This window comes from Anaerorhabdus sp. (genome assembly GCF_036641015.1).
In the GTDB taxonomy this organism is placed as follows: Bacteria; Bacillota_I; Bacilli_A; order Erysipelotrichales; family Erysipelotrichaceae; genus Anaerorhabdus.
Map to the genome: position 1 here is coordinate 20,748 of NZ_JAVWFO010000019.1, position 10,748 is coordinate 31,495.

At 32.5% G+C, this 10,748-nt stretch carries 12 protein-coding genes; 11 read left to right on the forward strand and 1 reads right to left on the reverse strand.

Annotated features, from left to right (window positions below):
- Positions 1 to 557, reverse strand: a 557-nt coding sequence (locus RR430_RS04340) for a helix-turn-helix domain-containing protein (protein ID WP_332508710.1), incomplete at its 3' end; no start/stop codon positions are given.
- A gap of 518 nt (positions 558 to 1,075) precedes the next feature.
- On the opposite strand from RR430_RS04340, the gene rpsF reads away from it, so the two are divergent.
- From rpsF to rlmH, 11 genes are read left to right on the forward strand one after another with little or no spacing between them, the layout of a single operon-like run.
- Entirely contained in the window at positions 1,076 to 1,366 is a 291-nt protein-coding gene (gene rpsF, locus RR430_RS04345) for a 30S ribosomal protein S6 (protein ID WP_332508711.1), read from the forward strand.
- An 11-nt stretch (positions 1,367 to 1,377) separates the two neighbouring features.
- Positions 1,378 to 1,845 (forward strand): single-stranded DNA-binding protein, encoded by a 468-nt coding sequence (gene ssb, locus RR430_RS04350; RefSeq protein WP_332487291.1) that lies wholly within the window; start codon positions 1,378 to 1,380, stop codon positions 1,843 to 1,845.
- Positions 1,846 to 1,862: 17 nt separating this feature from the next.
- Positions 1,863 to 2,093, forward strand: coding sequence for a 30S ribosomal protein S18 (gene rpsR, locus RR430_RS04355; RefSeq protein ID WP_078710771.1), 231 nt, complete (start codon positions 1,863 to 1,865; stop codon positions 2,091 to 2,093).
- A gap of 56 nt (positions 2,094 to 2,149) precedes the next feature.
- The gene (locus RR430_RS04360; protein WP_332508712.1) at positions 2,150 to 3,082 is read left to right on the forward strand and encodes a DUF2232 domain-containing protein; all 933 of its coding nucleotides are present in this window, start codon (positions 2,150 to 2,152) and stop codon (positions 3,080 to 3,082) included.
- A complete protein-coding gene (locus RR430_RS04365; protein ID WP_332487289.1) occupies positions 3,066 to 5,039 on the forward strand; it encodes a DHH family phosphoesterase in 1,974 nt (657 codons plus the stop codon). Before RR430_RS04360 ends, RR430_RS04365 begins: the two co-directional genes overlap by 17 nt.
- Positions 5,017 to 5,463, forward strand: coding sequence for a 50S ribosomal protein L9 (rplI, locus tag RR430_RS04370; RefSeq protein ID WP_332487288.1), 447 nt, complete (start codon positions 5,017 to 5,019; stop codon positions 5,461 to 5,463). The genes RR430_RS04365 and rplI overlap by 23 nt, the downstream gene beginning before the upstream one ends.
- 9 nt (positions 5,464 to 5,472) lie before the next feature.
- The gene (dnaB, locus tag RR430_RS04375) at positions 5,473 to 6,822 is read left to right on the forward strand and encodes a replicative DNA helicase (RefSeq protein ID WP_332487287.1); all 1,350 of its coding nucleotides are present in this window, start codon (positions 5,473 to 5,475) and stop codon (positions 6,820 to 6,822) included.
- Between the two features lie 21 nt (positions 6,823 to 6,843).
- The gene (locus tag RR430_RS04380) at positions 6,844 to 8,364 is read left to right on the forward strand and encodes a M23 family metallopeptidase (RefSeq protein WP_332487286.1); all 1,521 of its coding nucleotides are present in this window, start codon (positions 6,844 to 6,846) and stop codon (positions 8,362 to 8,364) included.
- On the forward strand, positions 8,345 to 9,163 hold the full coding sequence (locus RR430_RS04385; RefSeq protein ID WP_332487285.1) for an MBL fold metallo-hydrolase: 819 nt from the start codon (positions 8,345 to 8,347) through the stop codon (positions 9,161 to 9,163). Before RR430_RS04380 ends, RR430_RS04385 begins: the two co-directional genes overlap by 20 nt.
- Complete coding sequence (locus RR430_RS04390) at positions 9,114 to 10,196, forward strand: S1C family serine protease (RefSeq protein ID WP_332487284.1); 1,083 nt, start codon at positions 9,114 to 9,116, stop codon at positions 10,194 to 10,196. Before RR430_RS04385 ends, RR430_RS04390 begins: the two co-directional genes overlap by 50 nt.
- On the forward strand, positions 10,193 to 10,669 hold the full coding sequence (gene rlmH, locus RR430_RS04395) for a 23S rRNA (pseudouridine(1915)-N(3))-methyltransferase RlmH (RefSeq protein ID WP_332487283.1): 477 nt from the start codon (positions 10,193 to 10,195) through the stop codon (positions 10,667 to 10,669). Before RR430_RS04390 ends, rlmH begins: the two co-directional genes overlap by 4 nt.
- Positions 10,670 to 10,748: the final 79 nt, after the last annotated feature.

Sequence of the window (10,748 nt, forward strand, 5' to 3'; positions counted from 1 at the left end):
TCGTTAATAAAAGGTAATAATTTAGTTATTGAATAATCTCTATCTAATAATTTTAATACAAATTCAAATACATCGCCTTCATCCATGAAGGGTGCAATTAAATAGATTTTATTAAATTCCTCTTTGTCAAAAATGATTTGAGCTATATTTTTAACTTTCGTTTCACTAAGGAATGGTAATATTTCGAGTAAATCATCTAAATCAGTTTTATCTTGAATTTCATCGATGATAGTGTCAATTTGATTGGGTTTAAGTACAGGTAGAGCATCTTTAAATTCTTTTGTGACTTGGGGATTATTTTTTACAAATTCTTTTTCTTCGTCTTTAACAGCACTTTCTATAAGTGAGTTGGTTTCCCCTAATAGTTCACTGATTGTGATATTAAATAATTGTGCTAATTCTGGTAATTTAGTTACATCGGGTAAGGAATTACCTCTTTCCCAGTTAGATACTGCTTGATAACTAATGAATAGTTTATCGGCAAGTTCCATTTGTGTCATATTGGCATTATGCCTTAATTCAACAATTTTCTTTCCTATTGATCTTGTGTTTAACATATTAATAATGTCCTTTCTAACGTGTCCTACGTTGTACCTGTATCGTATCAAGAGAACAGTTTTATTCCTATCAAGTGGTAGTTGAGTTGCTCAAGTAGTAATTGAATATCCTGGGTTTAGTTAGATTTAAGCTTCGTATTAGTTATTACGAAGAATAAATACTAAGTTAAAGATGGTGCCTATGTAATTGATGTAGGTATCCTTCCTCCCCTATATTTCTCAGTGTAATAAATAATCATGTATGTGTAAGTGACTTTAAAACAGGTTAAATATGAAGTAATTAAGACTTGAATACTAAAAAATAAAGCAAGAATTTGATTCTTTTTAATGTTTTATCGACTCTTTAGACAATTGTACATTTAAAAAATTAAAAAAGAAATTGAAAAAGTCCAAAAAAGCTAGTAAAATCGCTAAAAAAGTTTACATGTTAAGGGTATTATGATAAAATCATAAGCACGGGTAGATTAATCGTCTACTCCTTGCCTGAGAAGGCCAATAGACCATAAGGAGGTGTACACATGAGAAAATATGAAGTCATGTACATCGTAAATGCATCTTTAGAAGATGCTAAACGCCAAGAAGTAATCGAGTCTATGCACGGTATCATCACTAACGGTGGTGGTAAAATCGTGAATGTGGATGAGTGGGGCGTGAAAGAATTTGCGTATCGTATAGAAGACATGACCAAAGGTTATTACATGGTAGTAACATTTGAAGCTGACAACGAAACAGTTAAAGAATTTGAACGTTTAATGCGTATCAATGCTAGTATTGTTCGTTTCATGATTGTAAAACAAGACGAAAACTAAGAGGTGAACCCATGATTAATCGTGTCGTTTTAGTCGGAAGACTAACTAAAGATGTAGATATTAGAAAAACTTCATCTGGACTTTCTGTAGCAACCTTTACAGTTGCATGCAATCGTCGTGTATCTGGACAAGGGCAAGAAAGACAAGCAGATTTTATTAACTGTGTAGCTTGGCGCCAAACAGCTGACTTTTTAGGGCAATATGCTAAAAAAGGTGCACTAGTAGGTGTCGAAGGACGTATTCAAACACGCAATTATGATGGAACCGATGGTAAAAAAGTTTATGTTACAGAAGTTGTTTGTGATTCTTGTCAATTACTAGAATCTAAATCATCTTCAGAAAACCGCTCTACTTCAACATCATTAGATGGACCTTCATACTCAGGTATGGAGACATCTGGATATGAAGCAGACAACGCGTTTGATGATTTCAACGCAGGACCATCACTAGATATTTCTAGCGATGACTTACCATTTTAGAAGAAAGGAGATCTACCATGGCATTCAAAAAACAAAGAATGGGACGTAAGAAAGTATGTTATTTCACAAAAAATAATGTAACTTCTATCGACTATAAAGATATTGAATTATTAAAGAAATTCGTTTCAGCAAACGGAAAGATTATTCCTAGACGTGTTACTGGAACTCGTGCTAAATATCAACGTATGTTAGCAACAGCAATCAAACGTGCTCGTCAAATGGCACTATTACCATACGTAAATGATTAATGGTTAAACCTCCGTCGGCATGATGGAGGTTTTTCAACTTTTGGAGGATATGACTAATGAATAACAATGTGAGAAAAATCACTGATGGAGCGATGATGACTGCGGTAGTAGGACTACTTGTTTTTATCAATCGTCAATTTTTTGGAATAGCAGAAATGTTTGTATGGATATTACCTTTACCAATGGTTTTCTTTACAGCTAAGTATGGGTGGAAAGATGGTTTATTGCCTTTAACAGCAATGATTCTTCTGACATTGTTATTGGGGAATCCTCAATCAATATATTATTTTATTGTGACAGCATTTACAGGATTAATATATGGAGAGGGTGTTAGAAGAAAGTGGACATTACGAAAATTAATGATCGTTTCTTTGGTTATCTCAATTATCTCTAATTTGGTGACAACTGTTTTATTTGCATCATTTTTCGGTTATGATATAGCTAAAGAAGCTCAAACAATGCAACAATTATTTGAACAAGCAATGGGCTCATCAGTTGCCGCTTTACCAATAGATTTATCTAAAATGATTAAAGTAGCAATGGCGTTTAGTATTTTATTTATAGGTGTTATGGAAGGTACTCTTGTTCATATGACATCTCGTCTTATGTTGACACGCTTGGGTTTTGATATTCCTAAAGCAAAACCTTTATCACAAATAGATGCACCTAAATGGACAGGATATGTAGCTATTGTTTGTTGGGCTGGGGCAGAATATTTTCTAAGAACTCCACAAAACGAAACATTGCAAGTAGTTATGATGTTTGTAAATATTATTGCAAATATATATTTATTGTATTATGGCTATTTGGGAGCAGTTGTATTAGGTGCTGTAAAATTGAATAAAAATATAAGTCTTTATTTGGTTTTACTGTCTATTATATTCTTAAATATAGCAATACCAGCACTTTCATTATTTGGTTTCTTATATATTACTACCAACTGGAGAGAGGATCTTTTAAGGAGGATTTCCAATGGACAAACTAAGTAAACTAAAAGCACAAATAACTTTATTATTATTTTTTCAAATAATCTTGATTATTTTCTTTAAGTTAATGTGGGATATAAATATCATACTACCTACAATAATTACTGCTTTGGAAATAGCTATTTTTATTCTTCTATTTAAGTCATTTTCAAGTGATTTAGAAGAAACTAATTTAGGGATAACTAGAGTGTTAGGAATTGAAGCAAAGGAAGCATTCTTATTTGGAGAAACAGGGATGTTATCTTATGATGATAACTATGTTATTTCGTGGATGAGTGATTTATTTGAGGAACGAGGATTTAATCGTGTAGGTAAAAAACTATTAGTATGGTTACCTGAAACTGATGATCTTATTTCAGGGAAAACAGAAGAAATAGAAATAGTATTAGATAATCATGTTTACCAAGTTAAACGTAAAGAAGATTCAAAGGTATTATTCTTTAAAGATATTACTGAGACTAAGATGTTTAAAGAAGCTTATGAGGGTGAACAAATAGTTATTGGATTAATTAATTTAGATAACTATGAAGAGTCTACTCGTTATGAAGATGAAAAACTAACATCAAGTATAAATAATAGCATAAGACAGCCTGTGGCAGAGTGGTGTAAACAGCATGGTTTATTATTGCGTAGATTAAAAAATGATCGTTACATGGTTGTATTAAATGAAACAATATTTAAGAATTTGATAGAAGATCGTTTTAGTATTTTAAATACAGTAAAACGTGCATCGCAAGAATTAGATGTTTCTATTACATTATCAATGGCTTTTGCAAGAGGAACTACAAATTTTGAAGAGTTAGATGAAATGGTAATTCAATTATTAGATTTAGCACAATCGCGTGGTGGAGATCAAGTAGCAATACGTAGAGCTGGTGAAGATGTTAAATACTTTGGAGGCAGTTCTGAGGCTATTGAAAAACGTAGTCGAGTACGAGTGCGTATTATGGCAAATACATTAAAAGACTTAATACAAAAAGCACCTAATGTATTAATTTGTTGTCATAAGGAAGCAGATTTTGACTGTATGGGTGGAGCTATCGCTATGAGTAGAATTATTCAAGCGTATGGTAAATCATGTAGTATTATTGCCAAGACAGGTGGAATTGAAGAAAAGTTATCAGCAGTAATAGAAAAAAATAAAAATGAGTTGATGGAGCGTCATCAATTTGTAACTGAAAATGAAGCTATGAATCAGTATCGTGATGAGACGTTAGTTATCATGGTTGATCATCATAGTTTAAAACAATCAAATGGTGCACATGTGCTTGAAAACGCAAAGAAAATTGCGATTTTTGATCATCATCGTCGTGCTGCGGATTTAGAAATTAATCCAATTCTTGTATATATAGAAGCTGGAGCATCAAGTACTTCAGAATTAATTACAGAGTTTATTCCATATTTGTCCAATAGAATAGAAATTAATGAGTTAGAAGCAAATATTATGTATACTGGAATGATTATTGATACAAATCGATTCAAAGTTAGAACTGGTACGCGTACATTTGAAGCTGCAAGTATGCTTCGATCATTAGGTGCTGATCCACTAATTGCAGATGATTATTTAAAAGATTCATATGCAGAGTTTGCGATGAAATCAGTGATTATGAATAATTGTGAACAGTATGAAAAAGGTATTGTTATAGCGCCAGTAATTGATAAAGTAGTATCACGTTCAATGATGTCACAGGTAGCGGATAATATTTTACAAATAAAAGATGTACAAGCTAGCTTTGTACTTGCTAAAATTAATGATGGACAGATTGCAATTAGTGCAAGAAGTCGTGGAAAAGTAAATGTTCAAAGAATCATGGAAAATATGCATGGTGGAGGACATTTAACTGCTGCAGCTCTACAAAGAGATGGTGCAGATGTGGTAGAATTAAAGAACGAGTTAATCGATGCGATTAGCCGATATTTTGAGGAGGTTGAAGGAAATGAAAGTAATCCTACTGAGTGATGTAAAAAAAGTGGGCAAAAAAGGTCAAGTGTTAGAAGTTGCTGATGGTTATGCTAGAAACTTTTTGATATCAAAAGGTTTAGCAGTGCAAGCAACAGCTAAGAGTATGGAAATATTAGAAGATCAAAAAGAAGAACAACGTCAAAATGCAGCTGAACTTGAAAAGCAAGCTATTGAATTAAAGGAAATATTAAAAGGAATTACTCTTGAATTTACTTTAAATAGTAAAAATGGAAATGTATTTGGTTCTATTTCTACAAAACAAATTACAGAAGAATTAATGAAGAAACATAATATACATGTTGATAAAAGGAAGTTTATAGATACAAATCCAATTTCAGGATTAGGTTATACTACAATGAAAGTTGAGTTGTATAAAAATGTAATTGGAGAAATTAAGTGTCACGTTAAAGAGAAAGCGTAGGGTGTTCACATGGTTCGTCAAATGCCTAATAGTTTAGAAGCTGAACAATCATTACTAGGTACCTTAATGGTATACTCAAACAGTTTGACTGTTGTGATGGATGAGGGTGTAAGTGAAAATGATTTTTACTTAGAAGCACATCGTAAGATATATAGTGCTATTTTTGACTTGCATAGTGAGGGTAAACCAGTAGACGTGACGACCGTGACAGCTCGTTTAAATGATATGAATCGTATATCATCGGTTGGTGGCGTTGATTATTTGATGCAACTGTGTGATGCTGCGGTATCGAGTGCTAATACTAAAACATATGTAGAAATACTTCAAAACAAAGCATATATGCGTAATTTGATAGAGGCATCTCAATCAATTATGGATGAAGGATTTGATGGACAAGTCGATATAGATGATTATTTAGATAGTGCTGAAAAACTAATATTAAATGTAACAAGAAATAGAAAAACATCAGATTTTAGATCGGGTGCAGAAGTTATAAATTCAGTTATAGAAAATATTCAAAAGATGGCTGATAATAAATCTCCTATTACTGGGGTTGCGACTGGATTCAAGGATTTAGATCGATTAACTCATGGTTTTCAAGCAGGTGATTTAATTATTTTAGCTGCTCGTCCTTCAATGGGAAAAACAGCATTTGCTTTAAACTTAGGTATGAATATTGCACAGATTAATACAAAGAAAGCTGTTGCAATATTTTCGTTGGAAATGCCAGCTGAACAATTAATATCACGTATTCTTTCAGCAAAGAGTACTGTAATGGGTGATCATTTAAAGACTGGTTTTTTAAGCACTGGTGAATGGAATCAATTATCAGAGGCAGTGACAGAATTAAAATCTACAAAAATATTTATTGATGATACTCCTGGAGTAAGAGTATCAGAAATATTTTCTAAATGTCGTAAATTACAAGCTGAACATGGATTACAATGCATTATTATTGACTATATTCAGTTAATCACTGGTAGTGGTAAAACAGGTGATAATCGTCAACAAGAAGTATCAGAAATTTCACGTAATTTAAAAGCATTAGCGCGTGAACTTAAGGTGCCATTGATTGCCTTATCACAATTATCTCGTGGTGTTGAAGCAAGAACGGATAAACGACCAATGATGTCTGACTTGCGTGAGTCTGGAGCACTTGAACAAGATGCTGATATCATTATGCTAATGTTTAGAGAATCTTACTATAACGATGAGAAAAAAGAAGAATCAATACAAAATGGAATTGAATCTGTTGAAGTTGATATAGCTAAACACCGTAATGGTGCAACAAGAAAAATCGATGTTGCATTTAAAGCGGATATCAATGCATTTTATAATGTTGACAAATCACAGCAATAGTAAAAAAGAGAGGTGAGTGCGATGAAAAAAATATTACCGTTAATAGCTGCTGCACTTGCAAGTATTGCGATTGTATTTTTATTACCACAATTTATAGGCTCATCTATGCCTAAGGTAATTGAAGCTAAAGCACAAATAGAAGAATCAGTTATTCCTCAGGAAATAATTGGTATAAGTTCTGTGCCAAAAGAAATTACTAAAATATATGATTCTGGTAAACTCATTGGAGTATTAAACGATGATGAGGTAATTACTGATTTTTTGAATGGTGTTTATATTGAAAATTATGAAGAAAAATTCCCTGAAACATTGCTTGATACAGGGAAAGATATATATGAAATTAAAGAATTAAGTTATAACGAGTATGAAAATATTGATGCGGAAATAACACAATATTTAGCAAATAAAAATTCATTTACAGTAGAGGTCAATGCAATTGATTTCGCAAATGAGCAAGGTGTTTATGCTACTATTTATGTAGATGATGTAAAAAAATATGAAGAAGCATTACACAAATACTTATTGTATTTTATTGAAGAGGCTTCACTTAACACAATTTCAACAAATGGTACTGTTTCGGCACTTACAACTTATGGTGAACGTGACATGGGAATTGAAATATTGCAAAATATTACAATGAAAAAAGCGTATGCAGAGCCTAATAAGATTATGACAAGTGTTGATCAAATACTTGACTATCTAAAGTGGGGTGAAGGTGTAGAGAAACAATATTACACAGTAGTAACTGGAGATACAATACAAGGGGTAGGTAGTAAAAACAATTTCTTGTCGGATAAGCAAGTTGTTAATATTAATGATGATATTTTATCTGATGTTGACCAAGTGTTATCGCCAGGAATGAAATTAAATGTTACATATTTCCAATCGCCAATTGATGTGGTTGTTAAAAAAGAATCTTTAAGAAAAGAAGCTGTGGAGCCTGATGGTACAATTTATCAAGAGGATCCAGAACTTTATACGAATGAATCAGTTGTAGTGCAAACTGCAAAAGAAGGATCAGAAAACTCGCTTTGGGAAGAAACATGGATTAATGGTGTTCTTTACTCAGGGGAGAAAATATCTTCAATAGTTACAATTCAACCACAACAAGAAATTGTTCGTGTGGGAACACTTCAAATACCAGGTGATGGTACAGGGACATTCCGTTATCCAATTGATAATGCTAAGATTACATGTCGTTGGGGTTGTTATTACAATCACCGTGCTGTTGACTTCCAAAATGCATATGATCGTTATGGTAGCATATATGCAGCGGACCGTGGAACTGTTTATGAAATAGGATATGATGGAATAAGTGGTAACTATATTATTATCGACCATGGTAATACAGGTTATCGTACATTTTATGGACATATGTATAAACCATCTCCATTATCTGTTGGTGATCGTGTTGATAAAGGGGATGTCATTGGACAAATCGGTATGACTGGGGTTGCATCAGGACCTCACGTACACTTCTTTATTATTGAATCAGCAACAGAGAAAAGACGAGATCCATGTGATGGATTTGTTGCGTGCTAATATGAAATTTTCCATGTGTTGTAGTGGGTCAAAGGGTAATAGTTTTGTTCTTCAAGATGAAGACTGCATTCTAGTTATTGATTGTGGTTCAACAAGAAGACACCTAGAACTTAGTTATCAAAAATGCAATATTAATTTAGACGATGTTGATGCGTGTTTAATCACGCATCATCACGTTGACCATATTAGTCAAATTAAAATGTTTAAAAACAAAGAAGTTTATTCGGCATGTCCAATTGATGATTGTTTTCATTTTCATCTAGTAAAACCATTCGAAAAGATTATGATTAAACATCTAATAATTACACCTTTAGCATTAAGTCATGATGCAGAAAATACAGTAGGTTATGTAATTGAAAACGAAATTGAAAAACTTGTATATATAACAGATACGGGTTATTTAAATGAATCATACTATGAAAGATTATTGGGTGCTGATTATATAATTATGGAAAGTAATCACGATATCAAAATGTTAATGGAATCAAAGAGACCACATTTTGTTAAGCAAAGAATTTTTTCGGATAGTGGACATTTATGCAATGAGAATTGCGCAGAAATATTAGAGCAAATTGTAACTAAAAATACTAAACAAATTATATTAGCACATATTTCAGAAGAAGCTAATACAAGACAAAAAGCGTTAGAAGTAAATACAGAAATGTTAATGAGACACAAAGATTGTTTAAATCCACATCTTACTATTGTGGCAGCAGGGCAATATGAGTTAGTGCAAGGAGGAAATGGAAATGAAGAAATTTCTTATAGCAATTATTGCTGTTCTCTTGGTTTGGAATAGTTACTTAACATATGAAATAAGCACAGTTAAAAATCAAGAAACAACAGGCAAGAAAGAAACTCCTATTTACAATAACAATACAATTAATGGATTTACTACTGAATTAACTTCAATTGTTAGTGAAGTAGAATCTAAAGTTGTTAGTATCACAAGTAGTATTCATGAAGAACTTGAAGGTGTTGGTAGCGGGATTATTTATGGCAAAGATGATGAGGGTGTTTACATTGTAACGAATCATCATGTTGTTCAAAATGCTACTGAAATATTTGTGACATTTGATAATGGTGAAGTATTGATGGCAGAATTGCTTGGTAGTGATGCATTTAGCGATTTAGCATTATTAGAAGTACATCCTGCATTTGAAGTTGAACCATTTAATATAGGTGATTCTAGTATTGTTAAAAAAGGTGAATATGTATTAGCGATAGGTAGTCCTATTGATTTGAGTCTACAAGGATCAGTATCGTTTGGAATCATATCGGGTATTGATCGTTCTATTCCAGTTGATGTTGATGATAATGGCATTGATGATTGGGAGATGACAGTTTTTCAAACCGATGCAGCGATTAATCCAGGCAATAGTGGAGGTCCTTTGATCAATATGAGTGGCGATTTAATTGGACTTACTTCAATGAAGATTGCACAAGAAGATGCTGAAGGAATTGGTTTTGCAATCCCTTCAAATGAAATAATTCCTATTATTGATCAATTAAAAGAGTTTGGTAGTGTGAGTCGTCCAATTCTTGGGGTTATTGGTAAAGATATTTCTCAACTTACTGTATATCAAAAGAGTTATCTAGGTGTTAATTTAGATCGTACTAGAGGCGTATTAATTACTAAAGTATTAGAAGGTACACCAGCCCAAATAAATGGTATTCAAGTTGGAGATGTTCTGACAAGGATAGGGGATTCAGCTATTACAACATTTAAAGATTTTAGAAAAGCTATTTATAATTTAAACATTGGAGATGAAGTGACACTTACATTAGTTCGTAATAACAATGAAATTACAGTGCCAGTAGTATTACAATGATAAGAATTATAGCGGTAGGTAAAGTTAAAGAGAAATACTTTGTAGATGCGATACAAGAATACGTAAAACGTTTAGGTCCATATACAAAGCTTGAAATAATTGAAGTTCCTGATGGTGCATGTGCTCCTAATGCTTCAATTGCTGAACAAGAAATAGTGAAGCAAAAAGAGGGCGAAGCGATACTATCTAAAATAAAAGATGATGAATTTGTTATTTGCTTAGATTTACATGGTAAAAACTTTAGTTCAGAAGAAATAAGTAGTAAACTGGATGAGATTAATACGTATCAATCAAGTAAAGTAGTGTTTATTATTGCGGGATCATTGGGATATAGCGCAGATGTAATCAAGCGTGCAAATTTACGTTGGTGCTTATCAAATTGTACATTTCCGCATCAATTAGTACGCCTATTACTAGTGGAACAGATTTATAGAGCATACAAAATACTAAAAAAAGAAAATTATCACAAGTAACTTCTTGTAAGTTCTTGGTTTTTGGTTTAAAATGAAGTTAGTATACAGGAGGATTAAGAAGATGAAACAAATTTCAGTG